The sequence below is a fragment of the Novosphingobium sp. KACC 22771 genome, from assembly GCF_028736195.1.
Lineage (GTDB): Bacteria > Pseudomonadota > Alphaproteobacteria > Sphingomonadales > Sphingomonadaceae > Novosphingobium.
The window spans coordinates 1172100-1198880 of sequence record NZ_CP117882.1 but is presented as its reverse complement, the minus strand read 5'-3'; the positions used below and the strand labels follow the sequence as shown (position 1 = coordinate 1198880).

The window sequence follows — 26781 nt, the reverse complement described above, 5'->3', positions numbered from 1 at the left end:
GCGGGATATTCGGGAGGGATTGATGATGCATTCCACTATGCGTGGAGTTTTTCTTGCGTCGAGCGCGATGGTGGTTGTGGCCGCGATGCCCGCCCATGCCGCGGGCCAGACGCGCCAGTTTGCCATTGAAGCGCAATCGGCCACCACGGCGATCGGCGCGCTGGGGCATCAGGGGGATGTCCAGATCATCGCGCCCCGCAAATTCACGCAGAGCGTGCGCACCAATGCGGTGCGCGGCGATATGACGGTTGAGGAAGCGTTGGGCCGCATGCTGGCGGGCACCGGATTGGTGGCCCAGCAGATCGGGCCGCATTCCTTTGCCATCACCATGCGTGCGCCTGCCCCGGCGCTCCAGCCTGTGCGCGCGGTGACGGTGCGCCCCGGCCCGGCGCTGATGACGGGCGAGCGAGCCGCGCTGAGCGATGCCGCCCCGGCGGCGGCCGAGCCTTTGTCCGCACCCGATGAGGCGCCCGCCTCCGACATTATCGTCAAGGGCTTTCGCCGCACCCTGATGAAGGCGCAGGACATCAAGCGTTCGGCGGTGAACCTGACCGAGAGCATCGTGGCCGAGGATATGGCCAAGATGCCCGATCTCAACCTGTCGGAATCGATCCAGCGTCTGCCCGGCGTTGCCATCACCCGCGAGGGCGGCGAGGGGCGCAACATCACCCTGCGCGGTTTCTCGCCCGATTTCACCCGCACCACCTTGAACGGCATGGAAGTGCCTGCCAGTTCGGACGGGCTGGATTCTGGCGGCTTCACGCTGAACGCGGGCCGTGCCTTTGATTTCCATGTCTTTGCCTCCGAGTTGTTCAACCGCATCGATGTGAACAAGACCCAGCGCGCCTCCATCGAGGAGGGCGGGATTGCCGGTACGGTCGATCTCTATTCAGCCAAGCCTTTCGATTTCAAGGGTTTCCACTTTGTCGCCAGCGGGCAGGGCGGTTACAATTCGATGACCCGCAAGGTTGATCCGCGCCTGACGGTGATGGTGTCGGACACCTTTGCCGATGATCGGATCGGGGTTCTGGTCTCGGCCGCCTATTCCAAGCGAACCGTCTATCAGGAGGGCTATTCCAGCGTGCTCTGGACATCGCCCTATATCAACGGCGACAGCTGGGCCAACAGCAACCCCACCGTAACCGGCACGCCCGCCCCTTGCGGTGCGGCCAAGGCGACCGATTGTCTCTGGGCGCCGCGTCTGCCGCGCGCCGATTTCTTTGGCAACAACCAGAAGCGTCTGGGCGTCACGGGTTCGTTGCAATTCAAACCGACCGACCGGATGCTGATCAGCTTTGACGTGCTCTATTCGCAGCTCGACAATGATCGTTACAGCTACAACTCGATGGAATGGCTGCTGACTCATGGTCCGGCGGGCAATTTCGTGGGCCAGACGCCGCTGTCCTTTACCGTTGCGCCCGATGGCAAGCAGTTGATCGCCGCCTCGTTCAACGATGTGACCTCATGGTATGAAAGCCGCCATCAGACCTCGCTGTCCAAATTCCAGCAATATGTGCTCTCGGGCGACTATCGCTTTTCCGACAAGTTGAAGCTTGACGCGATGGCGGGCACGGCGCGCGATGCGGCGGATCGCAGCGAATTGCGCTTTTATGCCCGTTCCAGCCCGCATTTCTATTCCTATGACTTCACCGCCAATCCCAATGTCGCCAAGGTTTCCTACGGCAGCTATGACCCCAATAATACCGCGAATTATATCAATGCGTTGACGGCGGCGAACCGGCTCAACAATGTGGTGAAGGACAATTTCACCGCCAAGGCCAACCTGACCTACACGGACAACAAGTTCAACGCCAAGGTCGGTGCGGTCTTCAACCGCCGCATGGTGCGCTATGGCGAGGCGCAGGGCGATCTGCCCAGCTTTGCGCCGTCCTCCTATATGCAGGCATTTCCGATCCCGCATTTTGGCGATGGCGTTGTGGCGGGCGGTCTGCCCACTTTTGCAGTGATGAATTTTGATGCCATCGCCCGCTCCGGGCTGATTTCGCCCAATTATGTCGACAACACATCGGCCGATTGGACCGTCATTGAAAAGACCATGGGCGCCTATGGCGAGGTCAATGGCGAATTCGACATTGGCGGCATGACCCTGCGCGCCAATGCGGGCGCGCGTTATGTGCGCACCAACCTGATTTCGCGGGCGATCATTTCGGGCGCCCCGGTGCAGGTCGAGCGTTCCTATGGCAATTTCCTGCCTGCGGCCAATCTGGTGCTCAATATCACGCCAGACCTGCTGGCGCGGTTTTCCTATGCCCGTTCGATGACGCGGCCGGGTCTGTCCTCGCTGACGATTTCCAGCCCGGTGTTTGAATACACCACGCGCACGGTGGGCAATCTGGGCAATCCGGATCTCAAACCCTATCAATCGAACGATTTCGACCTTAATGTCGAATATTACTTCGGCAAGGGCGGCCTGATCGCGCTGGGCGCGTTCAAGAAGGATATTGTCACCTCGCTCACCAATTCGGTGGTGTCCAAGATGGTGCCCCAGGAATTCTGGGCCGCGATCTATGCCGATCCGCGCTACAGCCCCTCCTATCAGGCCGATCCGGCCAAGGTGCCCTATACCTTTGCCACCGCCGTCAACGCGCCGGGCGGCAACAGCGTCAAGGGGCTGGAGGCCACGCTCAACGTGCCTTTCACCTTCCTCAAGGGCTGGATGTCCTATTTCGGCATTGCCTCGAACTATACCTATGTTTCGGCGCGGGATTCGACGGGCCTTTCGCCCAATTCGTACAATTTCACCGGCTATTATGACACCGGTAAACTTGGGGTGCGCGTGTCGATCAACAAGCGTGACGATTACCTGCTCAGCCAGCCCGCCGGGAACGGCAATCTGCAGGAACGCAAGTATGGTCCGACCCAGGTGGATTTCTCGGCCTATTACAACCTCACCAAGCGTTTGAGCCTGAATATTCAGGGCATCAACATCACCAATGAGAAGGAGCGCATCTACGACACCGGTGATGGGACGCAGATTCTGCCCCGCGAATACACCAAAACCGGTGCGCAGTGGTTTGTGGGCGCTCGTTATCAGTTCTGATCGTTTGGTTTGTAAAAATTGTGTCCGGATGTGACTCCCAAAAACTCCCACATCCGGGCATAAAAGGGGGCCGCGGGTGCGCGTTGCACTGGCGGCCCCCGCTTTCATCGGGGCATCGGGAGACATCTCTTGCGTTTTGACACCGGTTTCCTTCTGCTGGCCTTGATCGCGCTCTGCGCCCCGGCTCAGGCGCATGAAGTGGATGAAAGCTACAGCATCGCCCGCCGCTTTGCCCAATATGGCGCGCAATATCCCGGCATCACATGGCCCGCGATCCGCCCGCAGGCCGGAGAGCAGATCCTCCCCGACCGGGTTTACAAGACCATGGGCGAGCGCGATCTGCTGATCGACATTTTTCGCCCGGCCCATGCGCGCGGTGTCGGCATCGTACTGGTGCATGGCGGCGCATGGCGTTCGGGCGGGCGCAGTCATTTCTATCCGCTTGCCAATCTGCTGGCCCAGCGCGGGTATACCGTGTTTATCCCGCAATACCGCCTGTCGCCCGAGGCGCCCTATCCGGCGGGGGCGCAGGATATTCATGACGCCATGGTCTGGGCGCAGGATCATGCGCGCGACTATGGGGTCAGCCCTGACCGTATCGCGCTGGGCGGGGCATCATCGGGCGGGCAACTGGCCTCGCTGGTGGCCTATGGCGATGAGATGTTTGGGGCGGGGGGCCGCCCCCATGCGCTGATCGACATGGACGGTGTGCTCGATTTCACCACGCCGGAGGCGCTGAAATATGAAAATGCCGCCAGAGCCGGATCGTCGGCGGCCAAATGGCTGGGCGGATCGTTTGAACAGATCCCCGACCGCTGGCGCGAGGCAGGCGCGGCCTCGCATGTCGGCCCGCATTCCCCGCCCACGCTGATCATCAGCAGCGGCAATCCGCGGTTTACGGCGGGCAAGGACAAGGTGCTGGCCGAACTGGCGCGCCACAAGATCCCCGCCCGCTGGTACGCCTTTGCCAAGGCGCCGCATGATATCTGGTTCTTCGATCCGTACCTGACCACCACCGCCGACCAAATCGCCGCTTTTCTGCAATCGCTGCCCCAACGCTGAAAGACCTGCTGATGCTTGCACCGCTGCTGCTCTCCGCTCTGCTGGCCACGCCGACGGTTTATGATGTGCGTCCCGCCTGCGCGGCGACGCCCGCGCCGTGTTATACGCGCATCCAATCCGCGCTGGAGGCGGCCGCGCGTGACAAAAGCGAGCGCTGGATCACCATCCGCATTGCGCCGGGGGATTATCACGAAAAGCCGGTGATCAACCGCGCGCGGCTGACGATGATCGGGGCGGGCAGGGCAAAGACCCGCATCCATTTCGGCGCGGTGGCCCAAACGGCCAAGGATTATCACCGCAACGGCTGGGGCACGCCCGGTTCGGCCACGCTGACCATTGATGCCGACGAGGTAAGGGTCGAGGGCCTGACCATCGAAAACACCTATGATTATCTGGCCAATGACCGTCTGGCCAATGGTGACCCGGCGCGCATCGGCAATCCGCAGGCCGCCGCCGTGCTGTTCGATATCCACGCCGACCGGGTGCTGATGCGCCGGGTAGCGATGCTGGGCTATCAGGATACGGTGTTTACCAATGGCGGGCGGGCGCTGGTGCAGGACAGCCTGATCGCGGGCAATATCGACTTTATCTTCGGCAACGGCCAATTGCTGATCGAACACAGCGAGATCCGCAGCCGCCCCCGTGCCCAGCCGCCCGGCCCGGATGGTTTTCAATCCTTTGTCGCCGCGCCCTCAACGCCCTTGTCGCAGCCTACGGGGATTGTGTTCTATGCCTCACGCCTGACGCGCGAGGCGGGCGTGCCCGATGGCGCGGTGGGGCTGGGGCGGCCGTGGCATCCCACCACGCGCTTTGCCGATGGGCGCTATGCCGATCCCTCGGCGGTGGGCATGGCGCTCTATATTGACTGCACGATGGACCGCCATATCCACCCCGACCGCTGGGCCACCATGAACGGCACATCGCGCGACGGCACCATGGCCACGGTGTTCCGTCCGCAGGATTCCCGCTTTGGCGAGGTTGGGTCGAGCGGCCCCGGCGCCACCGGCAAGGGCGTTGCCATCGCATGGAAAGAGGAGCGGACCTATGCTCGGATCCGCTCGCAATTCCTGTCCGGCTGGGCGCTTACTGGCAAGTAAAGGAACTGGCCTTCTCGATCTCCTCACCCGTGCGATGGGGCCGCGCGGGGAAGGGGCAGAGCAGGCGTTCGCGGCCCGGCCAAGGCGTGTCGGCCCCGGCCGTGGCGATGATCGCGCCGGGCTTTACGCCCTTTTCGCGCCATGCGACAAGCTGGGAGAAAATGTCGAAGCGGTCCGTGGCCGGACCGCCGCGCCCGTGGTTCATGCCCGGCACCGCATAGAATTGCACGAAGCGGCCCGCCTTGCCCTTCTCCCGCTTGTTCACCGCATCGAGCCAGCGCAGCGTATCGAGCACCGAGAACACCGGATCGCTGACCCCGTGGAACATAATGATCTTGCCCCCGCGCCGGGTAAAGGGCGACAGGTCGGTGGCGTCGGCATGGATGAAATCGACCGGCGCTTCCTTCAATGCGCCCCATTTCACATGGGCGGCGGCATAGGCCTCGTCGATATCGGCGCTCAGGGCATAGCGGGTAAGCGAGGTGACATCATCGGCCACATCGAGCGGGGGCGACCGGAACACTGCCGAATTGGACGGCGCGCCAAGACGCAGCAGCGCGCCATTGTTGGTGGCCGAGGCATAGCCGCCCATCTTCCAGATCCGCCAGCCCTGCGTCACGCCCTGCGCGGTTTTGGCCCCGATCCCGGCATCCCACGCCCAATCGGAATAGATCGCCTTGCCATCCTTGGTCAGCGGCCCGCCCATGACCTTGCGAATTGCGGCAATCTGCATCGGCAGGAGGCAGGCATCGGTCTTGTCGGCCATATTGTCGCTCTTGCAGGCGAGTTTCATCATTTCGGGCATGACACGTTCGGTGGTGCAGGCGGTGAAATGCTCGATCATCCCGTCCTTCGTGCCGTCCAGCGCGTCGCAGGCATTCAGGATCGCGCCCTGCGCCAGCAGGATGTCGCCATCGCTCATCGCCTTGTTAACCAGCGGCAGGCCATCGGCGCCGATCTGCCCCATGGCCTTGGCTACCGCGCCAAACGCCTGTCCGTCCCACAATTGCGCGATTGAGGCATGGGCCAGATGGAAGCCGGGATAGCCGATCAGCGCAGCGTCAAATTCACCGGGAAAACGCTGGACCGCCATCATCGCTTCCTGACCGCCCTTGGACCCGCCGACGAAATAGGTGAAGGCGGGCGAGCGGCCATAATAGGCGCGGATTAGCGCCTTGCCCGCGCGGGCCACCGGGCCGATATAGCCAAAGCCGTAATTGTGGCGGGCGATGGCGTCATGGCCAAAGGTCACCACACCTTGGCGGGTGGGGTCATTGTTGACCGCATTGTCATGGCCGGAATCCGAGGAGACAACCGCATAGCCCTTGGCCAGCGCCGTTACGCCGGGCTGGCTGGAAAATCCGCCATTGGCGTCGCCCAGAATGCCGTCCGATCCGCCCCCGCCCTGAAACACAAAGCGTCCGTTCCATTCGGTGGGCAGGCGCAGGTGGAATTTGATCGCATAGGTCTGGCCATTGGCGCCCTTGCGCTCCTGCATCTTGCCGATGATTTCACAGTGTGCGGGCATGGCGGGCGCGGGCGGCATCGGCCCATTGCCGCGCGCCTCGGCGGGGCTGGCCTCGCGCAGGGCGGCCAGCGTGATGGTGCTCGACCGGTCCGGCATCGCCGCCTTGGCCAGAGCCGCGCAATCAGGGGCCGCATTATTGGCCGCATGGGCCACGCCGCCCGAGGCCGCAAACAGGATGGCCATTGCAAGGGCATGGTGGGTGGTGGGCAAATTCATGGCCTATCCTCTCTTATGCGATGCGTTGTGCAAATTATGCAGAATAACATGGCGTGCGCCAGCATGGTTTTGTATCGAATGGTACAAAGGCGCCCGTGAGGCGCCAGGGAGAGCCTGATGGATAATCCTTTCGTCAAATATCCCGGCTATTTGCTGAGGCGCGCCTCCAAGAGCCGGATGGCGCAGCTGGCGCAACATCTCGAACCGTTGGGGGTGGGCGTATCGGAAGCCTCCATCCTGGTGCTGGTAGGGCGCAATCCGGGGATTTCGCAGGCCGAATGCGGGCGTCTGCTCTCGATCAAGCGACCCAATCTCAACCCCATCATCCGCCGCTTTATCGAGCGCAACCTGATCATCAGCACCAAGGGGCAGGGGCGAATCCAGTGCCTGAACCTGAGCGAGAGCGGCGAAGCTCTGGCAGAGCGGATCACCCAGGAATTCGAGGCGCAGGAGGCGCGGATCTACGAAGCCGTGCCGCCGCATCTGCGCGACGAACTGGTCCCGATGCTGAACGCCTTGTGGTGGTCGCAATAGGCAATGCCCCGCCCCGGCAGGCCGCGTGACCTGCCGGGGCGGGATCTGGATCAGAACTTCTTGGTCACGCGCACGCCATATTCGCGCGGCGCGCCATAGAGTTCGTTCTTGCCGCTCTGGCCCGCGACATAGAATTTGTTGGCCAGATTGGTGCCATAGACTTCGGCTTTCCACGTGCCCTTGTCGATGGTGATGCTGCCCTGCCACAGGCCGCGCGCGGGGATCAGGTCGGTGCTGGCCTGATAGGTGGGATAGGCCCATTGCGAACCGACATAGGCATAGCCGATGCGCGGGGTAATGGCGATGTCATCGCCCGCCTCGATGCGATAGGAGGCCGACACATTCCACGTCCACTTGGGGCTGTAGAGGTTCGAGCCGCCCGAGGTCGAGGTGCTGACATAGTTGAAGCAGCCCGAGCCCACCGTGCCCGGCGTGCCCGCAGGCGAACATTGCGGGAAGGTGATGCCCGCGGGGATCGCCCACTTGTTCACCAGGGTCAGCGCGCTCATCGAACTGTCGACATAGGACAGGCCGCCGTCGATCGACAGGGCGTCGAACTTGCTCTGGAAGCTGGCTTCAAAGCCCTTGATTTCCGAATTGGCAAGGTTGACCACGCCGCTCTGGCCCGATGCCGGGTTGATGACGTCCATCTGGAAGTTGTTATACTTCATATAGAAGGCGCCAAGCTGCGTGCGCAGATGACGGTTGAACAGGGTGGATTTCCAGCCCAGTTCGTAATCCATCACCGTTTCGGGGGCAAAGGTGCCGCCCGGCGGGTTGATGCCGCCATTCTTGTATCCGCGCGCCACAAAGGCGAAGATCAGATTGTTGGCGTCGGGCTTGTAGTTGAGGGCGACCTTGCCGGTGGCGCGGCTGTCCTTTTCATTGCCGACCTGCGAAATGGCGCGCACAAAGGGCGGGCTGGTCGAAAGCGCCTGAGCCAGCGTCACGCCCGGCGCGGCGATATAGACCGCGCCCGCACCGTTCACCTCGAAACGCGAATAACGCAGCCCCGCATCGACCGACAGCTTGTCATTCAACTGATAGGTCGCCTGACCGAACACGCCCAGCAGCAGCTTGCTGGTGATCGGCTGGGGCAGGGTGGAGAAGTTGCCGTTGACGGTATTCCAGTTGCGCAGGTCGATCTTGTTGCGCTGCGCATAGGCGCCCAGAACATACTTCAGCTTGCCGCTGTCGGGCGAGATGATGTTGATTTCCTGGCTGTATTCACGTTCACGCACATTGTTGGCGCCCGCCGTCGGGACCAGCGTCGAATTGCTCGGATTGAGCGAGGTGCCGTCGGTGTCGTTGACAAGGTAAACGCGCTTGTTCTGATAGGCCGAGACCGAACGCAGCGTCAGCCCGCCGTCAAACTCATACTTCATTTCCAGCACGGTGGCGAAGGCGCGTTCGAAGTTCGAGGTCGGCGTGTCATAGCTGACGGTGAAGGGCGTATTGGTGCGGCCCACCACATAGGGGTTGTTGGCGACCGTGGTGTTGATCGGCTGCAGGGCCAGGCCGCCGGTCTTGCGCTGGGTGGCCTCGACCTTCACATTGGCCTGAAAACCGCCCGACTTGTAGAGCGCCTGAATACGGCCGTCGATTTCGGCAAGGCGTTCGACTTGATTGTTGGCCGGGCCGACATCCTTGAACCATGCGTCATGCTGGTTGAACAGGCCCGATGCGCGCACGGCGACCTTGTCGCCAAAGGGCAGGTTGATCGCGCCATTCACGCCGACATTGTTGAAATTGCCGTAATTGGCCGAAACATAACCGCTGGTTTCGCCCAGCTTGGGGCGCTGCGTGGTCAGGTAAACCGCGCCGCCGGTCGAGTTCGCGCCCGAGAGCGTGCCCTGCGGGCCGCGCAGCACTTCGGCGCCGGCCATGTCATAAAACTGGCCGTTCGACACGATGGGGGGCTGGAACACACCGTCAATATAGGTGGCCACGCCATTGGTCACCTGCGGCGAGCCCGAGGCCAGACCGATACCGCGAATGTTGAACGAGTCCGTCACGCCCGAGCGCGAGATCGTCAGGCCGGGGGCGGCGGTCTGAAGGTCGATCGCGCGGGTGATCTTCTTGTCCACCAGCGCATCGCCCGACAGCGCGGTCACGGCGATGTTGACGTTCTGGACGTTTTCGCGGCGGCGCTGGGCGGTGACGACGATGTCCTTGTCGGGGTTTTCGGCCCCCGCAGGCTGGTCGGCCGCAAAGGCGGGCGCAGCGGCCAGACAGGTGGTGGCAAGCAAAGCGGAGGCGAGCCACGGGGCCACGCGGTTGAATTTCATATGTCCCTCTCCAGAATCGAGACGCGCTTCGGCGCCTAGTAAGTTATGTTTTATAACATTACAGTTTTGCCGCAAGCCCTACAAAGGTTGAAGCCTATCATTCGCGCGACAAATGTGCCCTTGCGGCCACAGTGGCGGCATCGCGCGCGGTCGATCCATTGGCAAAACGACATGATCGGGATAATTTATAGCCATGTCGCGCACCCCAAGCCTGTCCAGCCTCCGCCTCTTCCTCCAGGTCGCCCGCTCGCTCAGCTTCAGCGAGACCGCGCGCATGGCCAATCTCTCGCAGCCCGCGCTCAGCCGGACGATCAAGCTGCTGGAGGAGGATCTGGGCGTTCGCCTGTTCGACCGCAATTCGCGCAATGTCCGCCTGTCCAGCGCGGGCGCGGCGCTCCTGCCCACGGTCGAGCGCCTGACCGGCGATTTCGATCAGGCGTTTCGTGAATTGAAGCAGACCTTTGAAGGACAGAGGGGCCGCGTGGTGGTCGGCGCCTTGCCCTCGGTGGCGGCCAATCTGCTGCCCCGCGTCATTGCCCATTTTCGCCAGAGCCACCCCCATGTCGAGATCATCCTGCGCGAAAACCTGACATCGGGCCTGTATCAAAGCTTGCAGGACCGGATGATCGACTTTGCCATTTCCATCGAACCCAATGCGCAGGCCGAGATCGAGTTTACGCCGATGCTGGAGGATGCCTGCGTGCTGGTGTGCCATGCGCGCGATGCGGGCGTGATTCCCGATCCCGCGCCATGGTCGGTGTTTCGCGATATGCCCTTTATCGGCATGGAGCCGCGCAGCAGCGTGCGCATGTTGACCGACGCTGCCTTTGCCCGCGCCGATATTGTCACGCCGGTCTTGTTCGAATGTTCGCAATTGGCCACGGTCGGGGGGCTGATCGCGGCGGGGCTGGGCATTTCGCTGCTGCCGCAATCGACGCTGCCCTTGCTGGCCAACAATGCCGAAATTGCCTGGCGCCCGATGCAGCCGCCGCTGGCCTCGCGATGGATCGGCATCTCGCGCATGGTTGGGCGCACGCTCTCGCCCGCCGCCCAGGCCTTTCTTGATGCGATGAGCGCCTGCCATCCATGCGCCAAAATTATAGAAGGATAGAATAAGTCGAATTGTTGCATCAATACAATTGCGGCATGGTGGCGCGGCATAAATATCGAGGGGCGAGAGGATCATGCTTGAAACCGTGGCTGTGGCCACCATTCTGGGCCTGTTGGCCGCGATCCTGTCGCAGCGAGTCTCGCCTCTGGTTGCGCTGATTCTGGCGCCGGTGCTCGGCGCTCTGGCGATCGGCGCGGGCGCGCATATCCCCGCCTATATGATCGCGGGCATCACGCGGATCGCGCCGGTGGCGGGCATGTTTGTCTTTGCCATCCTGTTTTTCGGCCTGCTGGGCGATGCGGGCGTTTTGAAGCCTCTGGTTTCGGGCGTGCTGCGCGCCGTGGGCAAGGATCCCAAGCGCATCACGGTGGGCACCGCCCTGCTGGCGCTGGTGATCCATCTCGACGGGTCGGGGGCGGTGTGCTTTCTGATTACGATCCCGGCGCTGCGGCCTTTGTATGACGAATTGGGCATGGACCGGCGCGTGCTGGCCTGCACGGCCTCGATGGCGGCGGGGGTCAATTTCCTGCCGTGGACCGGGCCGACAATCCGGGCGGGATCGGCGCTGAAACTGCCGGTCTCCACGATTTTTACGCCGATGATCGGGGTGCAGTTGGTGGGCCTCGCCTTTGTCTTTGCCGTCGCATGGTGGCTGGGCCTGCGTGAAGAGCGCCGCCTTGGCCTGACGCCCACGCGTGCTTCTGCCCCGGTTGATCGTGCGCCATTGCCCCGCTTTTTCTGGATCAACTGTCTGTTGGCGCTCATCGTGGTGGGCGTCATGGTCTCGGGGCGGGTCGAGCCGGTGGTGGTGTTCATGATCGGCACGGCGCTGGTGCTGCTGCTCAACTTTCCCGCCCCCGCGCTCCAGCGTGAGCGGATCGAATCCCACGCGGGCGCCGCGCTGCAGATGGTGGGCGTGCTGATGGCGGCGGGTGTGTTCACCGGCATCATGAACGAGAGCGGGATGATCAAGGCCGTGGCGAGCGCTGCCGCCGGTCATATGCCCGCCGCGCTGGGGCCGCATCTGCCCCCGGTGGTGGCGGTGCTGTCCATGCCGCTCAGCCTGATTTTCGACCCCGACAGTTTCTATTTCGGCGTCCTGCCCGTGCTGGCCGAGGTCGCCGCGCACTTCGGCCTGCCCCCGGTGCAGGTCGCGCAGGCCGCCCTGCTGGGCCAGATGACCACCGGCTTTCCGGTCAGCCCGCTGACCCCTGCCACATTCCTTGTCGCGGGCCTTTCGGGGGTCGAACTGGCCGCACATCAACGCTTTGCCATTCCATGGCTGTTCGCCGCCTCGCTGGTGATGACGGCCGCCGCGCTTGTTTTGGGAGTTTTCAGCCTGTGACCCGTTCGACCTTGCGCATTGGCGCCGGCGCCGGATTTTCGGGGGATCGCATCGAACCCGCGCTCGATCTGATCGAGCATGGCGGACTTGATTACCTCGCCTTTGAATGCCTTGCCGAACGCACGATCGGTCTGGCCCAGGCCGCCCGCGCCGCCGATCCGCAGGCCGGTTTCGATCCCCTGCTGGAAACAAGGATGCGCCGCGCTCTGCCGCTGGCCGCGCCGCGCGGGGTGCGGATCGTGACGAACATGGGCGCGGCCAACACTTTGGGCGCGGCGCGCAAGGTGACGGAAATCGCCCGCGAACTGGGCCTGTCGGGCTATCGTACGGCGGCGGTGACGGGCGATGATGTGCTCGATCTGGTGCTGGCGGGCGATTATCCGCTGATCGACCGACCGGGCACCAGCCGCGATCTGGGCGATGCCATCGTCTCGGCCAACGCCTATCTTGGCGCGCAGGGCATCGTCATGGCGTTGAGCCAAGGCGCCGATACGGTCATCACCGGGCGGGTCTGCGATCCGGCGCTGTTTCTGGGGCCGCTGGTGCATGAGTTGGGCTGGTCGTTTGACGATTACGCGATGCTGGGGGCGGGCACGATGATCGGCCATCTGCTGGAATGCGCAGGCCAGTTATGCGGTGGCTATTTCGCCGATCCGGGGATCAAGGATGTGCCCGGTCTGGCCCGCCTCGGCTTTCCCTATGCCGATGTGGCGCGCGACGGCAGCGCTATGCTGGGCAAATTGGCGCAGAGCGGGGGGCGGATCGACACGGCCACGGTCAAGGAGCAATTGCTTTACGAAATCCTCGACCCCGCCGCCTATCTGCAGGCCGATGTCAGCGCCGATTTCCGCCATGTACGTATCGAACAGGCCGGGCCGGATCAGGTGCGCGTGTCGGGCGGCATGGGCGCGCCCGCGCCCGATAAGCTCAAAGTTTCGATCGCCTATCACGACGGCTATATGGGCGAAGGGCAGATTTCTTATGCCGGGCCGGGCGCGGCGGCGCGCGGGCGTTTGGCCATCGAGATCATCCGCGAACGCTTGCGGATCATCGGGGCGCAGGTTGACGAATTGCGCTGCGACCTGATCGGGGTGGATGCTGTGGACCGGCGCGGCGCGGGTGGCGATCCGGCAGAGGTCCGGGTTCGCATTTCCGCCCGCACGCCCTGCGCCGAAAGCGCGACCATGATCGGCGCCGAGGTCGAGGCCCTTTACACCAACGGCCCGATGGGCGGCGGCGGGGTCACGCGGTCGGTGCGCAAGGTGCTGGCGGTAGCCTCGACGCTGATCGCGCGCGAACTGGTTGCGCCCCGCGTTCATCTGGAGATTGCCTGATATGGCCGGAATTCTGCGTGACATCGCCCATGTGCGTACGGGAGACAAAGGCGACATTTCGCAAATCGCCGTCTTTGCCCTGCGCGAAGCGGACTATCTCCGTTTGCTGGCCGCTGTGACGCCGGAACGGTTGGCTGCCCATTTGCCGGGCCTCTCGCCCCGGCTGATCCGGCGCTATGAACTGCCCGCGCTGGCTGCGGTCAATCTGGTGCTGGAGGGGGCGCTGCAAGGCGGCGTTACCCGCTCTCTTTCGCTCGACGCGCATGGCAAGACGCTGGGCGCGCAATTGCTCGATCTTCCCCTTTTGCCGGAGTGATCCGATGATGAAGACTCTGCGTCATGCGCCTTTCGGCGCTCTGCGTTACGCGCTTTTGGGCGCGACGATCTTGATGTCGCACGCTGCCGATGCGCGCCTGACCCGGATCGAAGTGGCAAAGACTGTCCCTGACAAGCCGGGCTATGAAACGATCAGCGGGCGTTTCCATGGCGAGGTCGATCCCACAGACAAGCACAACACCATCATCACCGATATTGCCGCCGCTCCCCGCAATGCGCGCGGCATGGTCGAATATTCGGCGACCTTTGCCATCACGCGGCCCCTGGCGGGCAGCGATACGCTGTTTTATGATGTGCCCAATCGCGGCAATATCCTGCGCGATCCCGATCCGATGGGTTTTGTCCGCGTGGTGTCGGGCTGGCAGGGTGATTTGCCCGAGGATGCCGGTTTGCAGACCATCCGCGTACCGGTGGCCAAGGGATTGACCGGGCCGGTGCTGGCGCGCTTTGTCGATATGCCTGCGGGCGTCACCAGCCTGCCGATCACCGGCAGCATCGGCCGCCCGACGCCCCGCCCATTGCCGGTGTCGTTGGATACCACCAAGGCGCGGCTTATGCGGCTGAAAGGTGACAGTGCGCCGCTCGAAACCATCAAGCCCTCGGACTGGGCCTTTGCCGATTGCCGGACGGCGCCTTTCCCCGGCACGCCGGACCCGGCGCGGATCTGCCTGCGCGGCGGGTTCGATCCCAAATTCGCCTATACGCTGGCCTATGAGGGCAAGGATCCGCTGGTGCTGGGCCTTGGCTTTGCCGCGACGCGCGATCTGGTGGCCTTTTTGCGCCACGCCGACAAGGACGATGCGGGCCACCCCAATCCGGCGGGCAAGATCGCTTATGCGATCGCCAGCGGGACCTCGCAGTCGGGCAATTATGTCCGCACCTTCGTCCATCTGGGCTTTAATGCCGATGAGTCCGGACGGCGCGTGTTTGACGGGGTGAACCCCAATATTGCCGCGCGTCAGGTGCCGCTCAACCTGCGCTTTGGCGTGCCGGGCGGGGCGGCGGGCCTGTTTGAACCGGGCAGCGAGGGGACGCTGTGGTGGAAGCGTTATAATGACAAGGCGCGTGGGCGTGGCGTGTCGAGCCTCCTCGACCGCTGCCATGCCAGCAACACCTGCCCCAAGGTGGTGGAAACTTTCGGATCGGCCGAATTCTGGGGTCTGCGCATGTCGCCCGGCCTGATCGGCACGGATGGGCGCGCCGATCTGCCCCTGCCGCCCGAGGTTCGCCGCTATTATTTCCCCAGCACCACCCATGGCGGATCGTGGAGCGGTGGTTTCCCCACCGGCGGCGATCCCACGCCGCAGGGATGCGTGCTGCCGGGTAATGCGGTTTCCTCGATGGAGAGCCTGCGCGCGGCGCAGATGATGCTGGTGGCATGGGTGAAGGAGGGCAAGTCGCCTCTGCCCAGCCGCTATCCCACGCTGAAGGGCGGCGATCTGGTGACGGCCACGGCCAAGGCGATGGGCTGGCCCGCCATTCCCGGCGCGCCGGTGCCCGATGGCAAGCTCAATTCGCTGCTCAACTATGATTTCGGGCCGGGGTATAAAACCCATGACACCAGCGGCGTGATCGGCAAGCAGCCTCCGCGCGTGCTGGGCGCCTTGCCGCAGCGGGTGCCGCGGGTGAATGGCGATGGCAATGAAACCTCGGGCGTTCCGGCGGTGGCGCTGCAGGTGCCGCTGGGCACGCATCTGGGCTGGAACGTCAAGGCAAATGGCTATGAGGCGGGCGGCGGCTGCGGCTTTGCCGGTGGCTTCATCCCCTTTGCGCGGACCAAGGCGGAGCGATTGGCCAAGCACGATCCGCGCCTCTCGCTGGAGGAGCGCTATCACGATCATGCCGGTTTTGTGGAGGCCGTGCGCAAGGCGGTGGCGCGGCAGCAGGCGGCCGGGTGGCTGCTGGATGCCGACGCGCAAAAGCTGATCGCGCAGGCAGAGGCGAGCAAGGTGCTGACCGACTGAGTTTTTTGCCAATATGGAAAATGCAGGCCATCGCGCAATCCTTGCGCGGTGGCTTTTTTCTTGGGGTTTTGCCCTATTCAATAACTCAAACGCATCAATCAATCAGAATATTGTATTTCCGTTCTTGAACCAATTTCGCCATGGTCAAACCCACAAATTGGACAACCCCGCCGACGGGGATCAGGGACCAAGAGGCTGTCAAAAAGGAATGGGAGCGCGCTGTTTTCGGCGCGTTTGCCTGTGCCCGATTGCACGCTGGCCCCGTTCGGCGCGGTGTGCAGGGAGGGCGAATTGATGCATTCTTCGACTAGAGCGCTGTTGCTGGGCGGGCTGTCCGGCCTGGCATTGACGGGCGCGCCCGCGATGGCGCAGACCGCGCCCGAAACCAAGCCGCAGGAAATCATCGTCACCGGCTCGTATCTGGGCAATGTGCGTCAGGAAGATCGCGCCTCGCCCATCGTTTCGGTGGACAGCAAGGCGCTGGAAAAGACCGGCGTGGCCTCGATCGGCGATCTGACGCGCTTTATCCCGCAGAATGTCGGCTCGACGGGCGGCATGCAGGATCTGCAAAAGGGCGGGGCGGACACGCGCGACACGCGTTCGGCCAACCTGCGCGGGCTGGGCTCGGGCGCGACGCTGGTGCTGCTCAACGGGCGCCGCGTGACGCCGCAGGCGGGCGACGGCTATGTCAACTTGAACTCGCTGACGCCTGACATCGCGGTCAACCGGGTGGAAACGGTGCTGGATGGTGCCTCGTCCACCTATGGCGCGGATGCGGTGGCGGGTGTGTTCAACCTCATCACCAACACCAAGTTTACCGGCGTTAAAATGTCGGCCCAATTTATCAGCATGGACAAAAGCCCGGCGTGGAATGTTCAGGCGATGGTCGGCCTTGGCAATGACCGCATCCACAGCGTGTTTTCGGCCAGCTATCGTTTTCAGGACAACCTGCAAAACGGCGACCGCGCGGTAACCAATTTCTTCAACGCATCGACCACCGGCTATCCGGGCCGCTTCGTCCTTTATGGCCGCCCGCAGACCAGCAGCGGCGGCAATGTCATCATCAACGGCAACAATTACACCGCCCTGTATGACGCCAACAAGGCCGCCAACGGCACCTTGACCGTGGTGGACCCCAATTGCGGCGCGCCCGGCACGTCGAGCGTCTATCTGCCCACCGGCGGCGCGACGTTTGGCCTTGGCAATTGCGCCTATTCCTATCAGGCGCAAAACCCGATCCGGCCCCAGTCGAAGAGCCTGAACATCCACAATGACACGACCTTTGACGTCGCGCCGGGCCACACAATCTATGCCGAGCTGAGCTACTACCATCAGGATTCCAGCCGCTATGGCGTGCCCTCCTATGCCCAGACGCATAATGGCGCGACCCCGCCGCTGATGCCCGCCAACAACCCCTATAATCCCTTTGGCGTGACTGCCGGCTTCCTTGGCCGCGCGATCGGCGCGCAGGGTTTTGGCGGCACCTATCAGTATCGCGTGATGCGCGACACCGTGGACCAGCAGCACTATGTGCTGGGCGCGCGGGGCAAGCTGTTCAACGATTGGAAATATGCGGTCTCGGCCACCTATTCGGCCAGCCATACGATTGCGCGTGATAAAGACACCGACATGAACCTGTTCCAGGCCGCGCTGAACGGTTATGGCGGGCCCAATTGCAACATCCGCTTCAACGGCGCTGGTTCGGGCGCGGTGGCGGGCGCGGGCAATTGCCTGTGGTACAGCCCGCTTCAGGCCGACAATGCCAAGCAGGATCCCGCGCTGCTCTATAACCTGCAGACCGACGAATTTTCGGACTATAAAAACGAGTATTTCGTGGGTGAGGCTGTGGCCAACGGCTCGCTGGTGACGATCAACGGGCATAGCCTCGACGTGGCCGTGGGCGTTCAGGCGCGCAAGGAAAAGTCGCGCGGAATCTATTCGGACCTGCTGCTGTCGGGCTTTGGCGGCTTTATTGGCCCGGCTCGCAACTATTCCTATACGCGCAATGTAAAGAGCGCCTTTGTCGAGGCCAATTACGAGGTGATCGACGGGCTGAACGTCAATGCGGCGGCGCGTTATGAAGATTACGGCGGTTTCAACTCCACCGCGCCCAAGCTGGCGGTCAACTGGCGCGTGCTGCCGCAGGTCTCGCTGCGCGGTTCGCTCAGCCGCGCGTTCCAGGCCCCTGCGATTGCCAACAGCTCGAACGCTCTGATCAGCACCGGCGTGGGCAATATCACCGATCCCAAGGACGGCACCACCACCTTCCGCACCATTGCCACCTATGGCAACCCGAACCTGAAGCCCCAGACGGCGGATGTGTTCAACTTTGGCGCGACCTTCCTGCCGGTGCCCAAGATGCGCCTGTCGGTCGATTTCTGGCAGTTCAAGTATAACAACCAGATCCAGACCCAGGGCGCGCAGGCGGTGATCAGCGCCAACCCCAATTCGAGCGCGGTGATCCGCGACACGACGACCGGTTCGGCCCAGACCATCAACGTCACCAGCTTTAACGCGGCCAGCGGCACCAAGACGTCGGGCATCGACGTTGCCGCGCAATATGGCTTCAATGTCGGCCCGGTTCAGGTGACGCTGCGCGATGCGGTGACCTATCTGCTCAAGTATGACATTGATACGGGCAGCACGGTCTATGACGGCATCGGCTATCGCAATGCCTTCAACCAGTCGCCCGGTTCGGCCTCGGCCGCGCCCCGCTGGCGCAGCGTGGCGGGCGCCGACTTTGCCTATGGCACGCATGATCTGTCGATCACATGGCGCTATACGTCGGGCGTGCTGGACGATTACGGGCTGAACCTTGGCACCGCGCCCACCGACCGGATCAAGGCTTTCTCGGTGTTTGACGTGCAATATACCAAGAGCTTTGGCGAGGACGATCGCTTCAGCTTGACCGCGGGCATGATCAACGCGTTTGACACCGCCCCCGGTTTTGCCAAGTTCAACGGCTATCTTCCTTCGATCTCGGACCCCTTCGGGCGCCAGATTTATGCAAGGGTCGGGGCGAAGTTCTGATCCCCATCCGATGATCGAGCGGCGGGCGCGGAAGCAATTCCGCGCCCGTTTTCGTCTCTGGCGCATCGGCCGTGCTGTGCTAAGCGCTCCGCCGCAACACCAGAAACGGATACCTTCCCATGAAGACCAAGCACACTCTTGAAACCGCCGATGTCAAGGCGATCCTGGCCGCCGCCGAGGCCGAAGCTCTGGCCAATGGCTGGGCGGTGTCGATTGCGGTGGTCGATGATGGCGGGCATCTGCTGGGGCAGATCCGCCTCGACGGCGCTTCGGCCAGCACCGCGCATATGGCCCCGGCCAAGGCGGTGACTTCGATCATGGGCCGCCGCGAGAGCAAGGTTTATGAAGATCTGATCCTCAACGGCCGTGTTTCCATGCTGACGGCCCCGGCCTTGCAGGCGATGCTCGAAGGCGGCGTGCCGATTGTGGTCGATGGCGATTTCGTCGGCGCGGTGGGCGTGTCGGGCGTCAAATCGGAGCAGGATGTCCAGATCGCGCGCGCCGGGATTGCCGCGATCCTGTGATAATCGCGCTGGCCGGGGGGCCTATTCCCCCTCGGCCAGCAATTGCGTGCGGATGGCCTGCAACTGTCCGCGCTGCTCCAGCGAAACTTCGGGAAATTCGGGGCGCAGCCCTTCCAGCGCATCAAGCACGATCTGCGAGACGATCAGCCGGGCGTTTTCCTTGTCATCGGCGGGCACGACATGCCACGGCGCCTCCTTGGTGCTGGTTTCCTTGATGCAGGCCTCATAGGCGCGGCGATAGTCTTTCCAGAACTTGCGCTCCTCAATATCGGCGGGCGTCAATTTCCAGTTCTTGTGCGGCTCGTCAATGCGGGCCAGAAAGCGCCGCCGCTGCTCCTCCTTGGAAACGTGGAGGAAAATCTTGACGATGCGCGTGCCGTTGACATGCAGATGCCGCTCGAAATCGCGGATCGAGCGATAGCGGTCATCCCAGAGCTGTTGGCCCGCTTTGCCATCGGGTCCGATTTCGGCCTTGAGGCTCTTGGCGTGAACCTTCACCACCAGAACGCTCTCGTAATAGGACCGGTTAAAGATCGCGATCTCGCCGCGCCCAGGCAATTTGCCTTCCGCGCGCCACAGGAAATCATGCTGCAATTCGCTGTCGCTGGGGCGCTTAAAGGCGAATACGGCGCAACCCTGCGGCCCCACGCCCGACATGACATGGCGGATGACCCCATCCTTGCCCGCCGCATCCATCGCCTGAAAGATGATCAGCAGGCCATGGGCATTGGCGGCATAATGGCGCTGTTGCAGATCGGAGAGGCGCGCGACATGGGCGGCCAGGATCGCCTCGTAATCCTCCTTGGATTCATAGACGGGCGCGACATGCGTCTTGCGCTTTTTCAGATCGACGTTTTTGCCTTCGGGAATGCGATAGGTTTTCAGGTCGATTTCCATGCGCTTGGCTCTTTCGCTGCTATGATGGACCTTTATGCGCCTGCAAGACGCGGGGCGAAAGGGCCATCATCACACCTGTGCCATCAGCGCGGCATTGCCCCCGGCCGCCGTGGTGTTGATCGAGATCGTCTGCTCCTCGACCAGCCAGTCGGGGCGATAATGCCCTTGGCCATCGGCCTGCTGGACCAGCGGGATCGGCCCGTCCATCGCCGCGATCTGCTGCATCAGGTCATGGACTTGCGGCCCCGGCTCGATCAGGATCGCGCCATAGGCATTGATCGCGGGCAGGGATGCTATCGCGCCCTTTGGCGCGGCCCCTTCGCCCAGCCAGAGCAGGTCCACGTCGTTGCCTGCCGAGCGGGCCGCCTCCATCTGCGCCGCCATGCCCGATCGGCTGTGTGCCGCCGCCAGCACGCGCCCGCGCGGATGCAGGCGATACAGGTTGCGCTCTCCCACCGGCCCCGGCAATTCGCCCGTCCAATCGAGGGGCAGATCCAGCGCGGGCCTGTCCCGCACCAACCGCCCCAGATAGAGCGGACCGCCCGCCTTGGGCCCGGTGCCCGACAGGCCGCGCCCGCCAAAGGGCTGCACCCCCACCACCGCGCCGATCGTGTTGCGGTTGACATAGATGTTGCCCGCTGCAACCGCCCCCGTCACTTCGGCGATGGTTTCGTCCAGCCGCGTATGCAGCCCGAAGGTCAGGCCATAGCCCGTGGCATTGATCGCGTTGACCACCGCGCCCAGATCCTCGCGCGCATAGCGCAGGACGTGGAGGACCGGGCCGAACACCTCGCCGCCGATTTGATCGATGCTTTCGATTTCGATGATCGTGGGGGCGATGAAACTGCCATGGCCGGTTTCCTCGCCCAAGGGCGCCTGCCAGACCGGGCATCCCGATGCGCGCATACGCTCGATATGGGCGGCAATGGTCCCGCAGGCTTCCTCGGTGATGACCGGGCCGATGTCGGTGGAGAGGCGATCCGGGTTGCCGACCCGCAATTCGCCCAAGGCCCCCTTCAGCATCGCCAATTGTCTTGTCGCAATATCCTCCTGAAGGCACAGGATGCGCAGCGCCGAGCAGCGCTGCCCCGCGCTGTCAAAGGCCGAGGACAGGACATCGCCCGTCACCTGCTCGGCCAGTGCGGAGGAATCGACGATCATCGCATTCTGTCCGCCCGTTTCCGCGACCAGCACCGCAGGCGGCCCGTCATGGCGCGCCAATTCGCGCTGGATGTGCTTGGCCACTTGCGTCGACCCGGTGAACAGCGCGCCCGCAACATCAGGGTGGGCCACCAGCGCCGCGCCAATCTCGCCCGCGCCGGGCAGGTATTGCAGCACCTCCTCCGGCACCCCCGCCTGATGCAGGATCGACACCGCCTGTGCGGCGATCAGCGGGGTTTCCTCGGCCGGTTTGGCCAGCACCGGATTGCCCGCAGCCAGCGCGGCAGCGATTTGGCCGACAAAGATTGCCAGCGGGAAATTCCATGGCGAAATGCACACCACCGGGCCGATGGGCGTATGGGCCTCGTTCAGGGTCTTGCGCGCCTGATCGGCATAATAGCGCAGGAAATCGACCGCCTCGCGGATTTCGGCCACGGCATTACCCGGAGATTTCCCCGCCTCGCGGATGATAAGACCGATAAGGACGCCCATCTGCCCCTCCAGCAGGTCGGCGGCGCGTTCCAGCATCGCGGCCCTTTGCGCAGGCGGCGTTTCGCGCCAGCCCGCCGCCGCCCGCGCCGCCTTGGCAAAGGCCAGCCCCACATCGCGCTCCAGCGTCAGGCTGACGCGCCCCACACGATCGCGGCGGTCGGCGGGATTGCGAATTTCCTGCGGCGGGCGGATGACGGACAGGCCGGGGATCATCGGCGCAGCCTGCCATGTCTGGGCCGCGCTGGCCTGCAAATCCCGTGAGAGCGCGGCCAGCACGCTTTCGTCGGCTAGATCGAGGCCGGAGGAATTGCGCCTTTGCCCATAGAGATGCGCGGGCAGGGTGACCACCGGATGGGGGGCGCCGAAGGGCTGGATGCTGCGTGCCTCATCCGCCGGAGCCTGCGCCAGATCCTGCGGGCTCAGGCTCTCCTCCCAGATGCGGTGGACGAAGGAGGAATTGGCGCCATTTTCCAGCAGGCGCCGCACCAGATAGGCCAGCAGGGTCTCATGCGTGCCCACCGGCGCATAGATCCGGCAGGGGCGGTTCAATTTGCCCGCGCCCACCACCTCTTCATACAGCGGCTCGCCCATGCCGTGCAGGCATTGGAATTCCCAATCGCCCGGCGCGAAATCCGGCCCGGCCAGATGGTAGATCGTGGCCAAAGTCTGGGCATTATGGGTGGCGAATTGGGGGAACACCGCATCGCGCGCCTCCAGCAACCGCCGCGCGCAGGCGATATAGGACACGTCAGTGTGGACCTTGCGGGTAAAGACCGGGAAATCGGCCATGCCGTCAACCTGCGCCTTCTTGATCTCGCTGTCCCAATAGGCGCCCTTGACCAGCCGGACCATGATCCGCCGTTCGGAACGCCGCGCCAGATCAATGATCCAGTCGATCACCTTTGGGCAGCGTTTGCCATAAGCCTGCACCACAAAGCCCAGCCCGTTCCAGCCCGCCAGCGCCGAATCAAGCGCGAGGGCTTCGAGAATGTCGAGACTGATTTCCAGCCTCTCAGCCTCCTCGGCGTCGATGTTGAGGCCAATGTCATACTCACGCGCCAGCACCGCCAGCGCCCGGACGCGGGGCAACAGTTCGTCCATCACCCGGCCTTGCTGGGCGCGGGCATAGCGGGGGTGGAGCGCCGAAAGCTTGATCGAGATGCCCGGCCCGGCATAGGGACCGCGTCCTGCCGCCGCCTTGCCGATGGCGTGGAGCGCGTTTTCATAATCGCGCCAATAGCGTTCCGCATCTTCCGCCGTGGTCGCCGCCTCGCCCAGCATGTCATAGCTGTAGGCAAAGCCCTGCGCCTCCAGACGGCGGGCGCGTTTCAGGGCCTCCTCGATGGTCTCGCCGGTGACGAATTGCTCGCCCATCAATTCCATCGCCATATCGACCCCGCGCCGGATCAGCGGCTCGCCCGCCCGCGCGATCAGCCGCGTCAGCGCCGCGCCCAGCGAGCCGTCGCTGTTGGCCCCCACCAGCCGCCCGGTGACAATCAGGCCCCAAGTGGCGGCATTGACGAACAATTTGCGCCCCGCGCCCAGATGGGCCTGCCAGTCGCCGCGCGCGATCTTGTCGCGGATCAGCGCGTCGCGCGTGGCATTGTCGGGAATGCGCAGCAGCGCCTCGGCCAGACACATCAGCGCCACGCCCTCCTGGCTGGAAAGCGCATATTCCTTGACCAGACTTTCAACGCCCCCGCGCTGTCCCTTGGCGCGCAGGGCGATGACCAGCGAGCGCGCCGTCTCGGCAATCGTGCCTCGCATGGCCTCGGGCGCGGTGGCGGCCTCGATCAGATCGGCGATGCAATTGGGTTCGGCCCGGCGCGCGGCCTGCGTTATGGCGCGGCGCAGGGGCGAGGGGGCGGCAAGGGCAGGAGCGAAATGGGCAAAGGGAGCATCGGTCATCGGCGCATTTCCGTCATGGGGTGGACGGGGCAAACCTATCGCATCGCGTCTAGGCGTTTCGACCAAAGCAGCCTATCATAGCATGCCGATCGGATAAAGATGGGCCGCAATTTAGGCCGATGATGGAGATCCCCGATGGACAATAGCCTGATTGACCAGATCGACCGCAGGATGATCGAGGAATTGCGGGTTGATGCGCGCATGACGGTGGCGGAATTGTCGCGGCGGGTGGGCCTGTCCAAGACACCCTGTCAGATCCGGCTGAAGCGGCTGGTCGAGGAGGGCTATATTCGCGGCTTTCGCGCGGTGATCGACCCGGTGCGGCTTGGCATGGGTCATATCGCCTTTGCTGAGGTGAAATTGTCCGACACTCGTGAAAAGGCGCTCGAAGCCTTCCGCCGCGCCGTCCTTCAGGTGGAAGAGGTCGAGGAATGCCACATGCTGGCCAGCCATTTCGACTATCTGCTCAAGGTCCGTACCGCTGACATCACCGCCTATCGCGCGGTGCTGGGGGAAAAGATCTCCAGCCTGCCCCATGTCGCCAGCACATCGACCTTTGTGGTGATGGAAACCATCGTCGATCAGGGCGGGTGAACGAGGAGCTTCTTTCCTGACCTTTTGGGGGCGCTTTAAAATTCCCTGCGAATGGTGAAGCGGGCCGAGCGGGGTTCGAGCGGATGGGCGTGATAGCCCTCGACGCCCTCGGCCGGTTCGCCCGGCAGGCGCGAAGTGTAGTAATAGGTGGCGGAATCGCTGCGGCTGTTGAAGATGTTGAACAGGCTGATCTGCGCCTTCCAACCGCCGCTTAGCGCATAGGTGACGTCGATGTTCCATTCGCTGTATCCGCCGTCGCGCGGGTTGAACTGTCCATCGGCCAGCGAATGCGTGCCCAGCCGTCGCCATTGCAGCGAACCCGACCACGGCCCTAGTCCGTTGAGCAGCGCGCCTGCCGAATAGGTGAAATTGGGCGCGTCCGCGATATAGGGCTGGGCGATGCCAAAGGCTGCCAGATTGGCCCCTCGATAGCGCGGCTTGGCAAAGGCCAGATCGCTGTTCAGCTCCAGCCAGCGGGCCGGGCGATATTGCGCGGAAATCTCGATGCCCTGACGGCGGCTGAGGGCGCCCGCCTCGTTCTGGCCCGTATCGGCGTTATAGCGCAGTTCCGAGCCGAAATCCTGCTGGAAAGCGGCAATCTGAAGGCTCAGACGCGGGATGATATTGCTGCGCATCCCTACCTCCATTCCCGTGGTCGAGGCCAGCAGCGGCGTGCCTCCCGCGGCCAGCGGCACGCCCTGCGTGGGGACCGTGCCGAACACGCCGCGCACGTCGTTGGAATGGAACCCGCGTCCGGCGCTGAAATAGAATTCGGTTTTTGCCCATGGGCCGAGGATCAGGCTGCCTTTGGGCTGCCAGAGGAACTGATGGCCGCGTCCGCTGGTGCCGGTAACATAGCTGACGTCATCGGCCCGCGTGTAATCCAGCCGGATCCCGCCCACCGTCCGCAGCCAGTCGGTCCAGCGCAGCGTGGTTTCCATAGAGGGCGAGAGCATCAGGATATGCACCCTGTCGGCATTGCAATTGCCGTTGACGGCACTGTAATTCAGAATGCTGCCATCCTCCTGCTGTGCAAAGCAGTTGGACAGGATCGTATCGCGCGCCCGTGTATGGCGGCGGTCGACCAGGGCGCTGTCATAGCGGACCTGCGCGCCCCACACGGTTTCGGTGTCCACACCCAGCACCGGGGCCTTGAGCGTATAGCCCGCCCGCCCGCCCAGCACCGTGCGCGCCTCATGCTGGGCCTGCTGATCGCCGTTGATGGGATCATAGAGGTAATGGGTGAAATTGTTCCACAGCGTCATCGTCGAACGGATCGCATAGAGGCTGGCGGAAAACTGGCCTGCACCAAGGGGCTTTTCGAGATGGGCCGACAGGCTGTAGCGTTGCGAGCGGCTGTAATCGCTGGGGTCCAATGTGCCATAGGGGCTGATCAGACCGGCCTCGACCGCGCGCTGCGGCTGGTCGGTGGTCAACCGTCCCTCGCTGGCATAGGCCATGGCGGTCAGGGTGAAGCCGTCCTGCGCGGTGCCTTGGCTGTAGCGCAGCATGGCGTTCACCTTGCGGAAATTCTGCCCCGGTTGCCACGGGCCGTCATAGTGGCTGAGTTGAAACGCGCCCAGCAACCGCTGTTGCCGACCCAGGCGCAATGTTCCGATGCCCTGCAACTCCTGATAGCCATCGGTGCCGACCGTGACGGCGATCTGGGCCGGGGCTTCATTGAGCAGCCGAGTACGCGCCGAGGCGACCGAGCCGAAATCGCCCACGCCCGCGTAATAGGGCCCTTTCGTATAGTCGATCCCGGCCACCGTTTGGGGCATCAGAAAGCCCAGATCGGAATAGCCCTGACCATGGGCATTGGTGCCGCGATTGACCGGCATGTCGTCGATGAAATTGGCAAAATCGGTGCCATGGTCCAGCGCATAGCCCCGGATCAGGTAATAGGGGGCCTTGCCCTCGCCCGAGTGGGTGGTGACGACAAGGCCGGGGATGCTTTCGAACAATTGCGCGGCGCGATAGATCGGACGCAGGGCAACCTCGGTCTGGCTGATCGATCCCTGACTGGCGGTTTCGGCCTTGCCGATCATCTCGCTGCGCGAGGCGGTGACGATGATGGTGCGGTCCTCCTCGGCGCAGGCAGGCGCACCGATGGCCATGGTGCAAACGCTCGCCAGCAGCAGGCGCGAGACGGGGAAGGGGGACCGCAAAATCATGGCGTCATTACTCGAATTTCTGGGGCCTTCACGGTCGCCGCGCCGGAGCGCGCCGGGCGGGATGGCCGATGCGGGGGATACAGCCCCGCGTTGGCAGGAACCGCCTTTCGAGCATCACCAGCCAG

17 protein-coding genes are annotated in these 26781 nt (G+C 63.5%); 12 read left to right on the top strand and 5 right to left on the bottom strand.

Annotated elements, in window-relative coordinates; all coding sequences use genetic code 11:
• Positions 1 to 22: 22 nt before the first annotated feature.
• The 3 genes from PQ467_RS22150 to PQ467_RS22140 all read left to right on the top strand — a co-directional run bounded on the left by PQ467_RS22150 (position 23) and on the right by PQ467_RS22140 (position 5220).
• Entirely contained in the window at positions 23 to 3061 is a 3039-nt protein-coding gene (locus PQ467_RS22150; RefSeq protein ID WP_274176639.1) for a TonB-dependent receptor, read from the top strand.
• A gap of 129 nt (positions 3062 to 3190) precedes the next feature.
• Positions 3191 to 4123 (top strand): alpha/beta hydrolase, encoded by a 933-nt coding sequence (locus tag PQ467_RS22145; protein ID WP_274176638.1) that lies wholly within the window; start codon positions 3191 to 3193, stop codon positions 4121 to 4123.
• Between the two features lie 11 nt (positions 4124 to 4134).
• On the top strand, positions 4135 to 5220 hold the full coding sequence (locus PQ467_RS22140) for a pectinesterase family protein (protein WP_274176637.1): 1086 nt from the start codon (positions 4135 to 4137) through the stop codon (positions 5218 to 5220).
• Here PQ467_RS22140 and PQ467_RS22135 read toward each other — a convergent pair.
• Positions 5207 to 6964, bottom strand: a complete 1758-nt coding sequence (locus PQ467_RS22135) for a tannase/feruloyl esterase family alpha/beta hydrolase (protein ID WP_274176636.1) — start codon at positions 6962 to 6964, stop codon at positions 5207 to 5209. The two genes, PQ467_RS22140 and PQ467_RS22135, sit on opposite strands and share 14 nt — an antisense overlap.
• A 117-nt stretch (positions 6965 to 7081) precedes the next feature.
• On the opposite strand from PQ467_RS22135, the gene PQ467_RS22130 reads away from it, so the two are divergent.
• Positions 7082 to 7498: a MarR family winged helix-turn-helix transcriptional regulator gene (locus PQ467_RS22130; RefSeq protein ID WP_274176635.1), complete on the top strand. Its 417-nt coding sequence runs from the start codon at positions 7082 to 7084 to the stop codon at positions 7496 to 7498.
• 50 nt (positions 7499 to 7548) lie between these two features.
• Here the strand turns inward: PQ467_RS22130 and PQ467_RS22125 are convergent, their stop codons facing one another.
• The gene (locus tag PQ467_RS22125) at positions 7549 to 9786 is read right to left on the bottom strand and encodes a TonB-dependent receptor (RefSeq protein WP_274176634.1); all 2238 of its coding nucleotides are present in this window, start codon (positions 9784 to 9786) and stop codon (positions 7549 to 7551) included.
• 193 nt (positions 9787 to 9979) lie between these two features.
• On the opposite strand from PQ467_RS22125, the gene PQ467_RS22120 reads away from it, so the two are divergent.
• The 7 genes from PQ467_RS22120 to PQ467_RS22090 all read left to right on the top strand — a co-directional run bounded on the left by PQ467_RS22120 (position 9980) and on the right by PQ467_RS22090 (position 19430).
• Positions 9980 to 10897 carry a LysR family transcriptional regulator gene (locus PQ467_RS22120; protein WP_274176633.1) on the top strand — a complete coding sequence of 306 codons (918 nt, stop codon included), beginning with the start codon at positions 9980 to 9982 and terminating at the stop codon, positions 10895 to 10897.
• Between the two features lie 73 nt (positions 10898 to 10970).
• Positions 10971 to 12242: a CitMHS family transporter gene (locus PQ467_RS22115; protein ID WP_274176632.1), complete on the top strand. Its 1272-nt coding sequence runs from the start codon at positions 10971 to 10973 to the stop codon at positions 12240 to 12242.
• Positions 12239 to 13576, top strand: a complete 1338-nt coding sequence (locus PQ467_RS22110) for an acyclic terpene utilization AtuA family protein (RefSeq protein WP_274176631.1) — start codon at positions 12239 to 12241, stop codon at positions 13574 to 13576. The genes PQ467_RS22115 and PQ467_RS22110 overlap by 4 nt, the downstream gene beginning before the upstream one ends.
• A gap of 1 nt (position 13577) precedes the next feature.
• Positions 13578 to 13892 (top strand): AtuA-related protein, encoded by a 315-nt coding sequence (locus PQ467_RS22105; RefSeq protein WP_274176630.1) that lies wholly within the window; start codon positions 13578 to 13580, stop codon positions 13890 to 13892.
• Between the two features lie 4 nt (positions 13893 to 13896).
• Positions 13897 to 15876: an alpha/beta hydrolase domain-containing protein gene (locus tag PQ467_RS22100; RefSeq protein ID WP_274176629.1), complete on the top strand. Its 1980-nt coding sequence runs from the start codon at positions 13897 to 13899 to the stop codon at positions 15874 to 15876.
• Between the two features lie 294 nt (positions 15877 to 16170).
• Entirely contained in the window at positions 16171 to 18906 is a 2736-nt protein-coding gene (locus PQ467_RS22095) for a TonB-dependent receptor plug domain-containing protein (protein ID WP_274176628.1), read from the top strand.
• A 119-nt stretch (positions 18907 to 19025) separates the two neighbouring features.
• Complete coding sequence (locus PQ467_RS22090; RefSeq protein ID WP_274176627.1) at positions 19026 to 19430, top strand: GlcG/HbpS family heme-binding protein; 405 nt, start codon at positions 19026 to 19028, stop codon at positions 19428 to 19430.
• A gap of 21 nt (positions 19431 to 19451) precedes the next feature.
• Here the strand turns inward: PQ467_RS22090 and PQ467_RS22085 are convergent, their stop codons facing one another.
• Positions 19452 to 20327, bottom strand: coding sequence for an ADP-polyphosphate phosphotransferase (locus PQ467_RS22085; RefSeq protein ID WP_274176626.1), 876 nt, complete (start codon positions 20325 to 20327; stop codon positions 19452 to 19454).
• Between the two features lie 69 nt (positions 20328 to 20396).
• On the bottom strand, positions 20397 to 23888 hold the full coding sequence (gene putA / locus PQ467_RS22080; protein ID WP_274176625.1) for a bifunctional proline dehydrogenase/L-glutamate gamma-semialdehyde dehydrogenase PutA: 3492 nt from the start codon (positions 23886 to 23888) through the stop codon (positions 20397 to 20399).
• 135 nt (positions 23889 to 24023) lie between these two features.
• Between putA and PQ467_RS22075 the strand changes: the two genes are divergently transcribed.
• Positions 24024 to 24482, top strand: a complete 459-nt coding sequence (locus PQ467_RS22075; protein WP_274176624.1) for an Lrp/AsnC family transcriptional regulator — start codon at positions 24024 to 24026, stop codon at positions 24480 to 24482.
• 35 nt (positions 24483 to 24517) lie between these two features.
• Here PQ467_RS22075 and PQ467_RS22070 read toward each other — a convergent pair whose 3' ends face one another.
• On the bottom strand, positions 24518 to 26656 hold the full coding sequence (locus PQ467_RS22070) for a TonB-dependent receptor (protein WP_274176623.1): 2139 nt from the start codon (positions 26654 to 26656) through the stop codon (positions 24518 to 24520).
• Between the last annotated feature and the right edge of the window lie 125 nt (positions 26657 to 26781).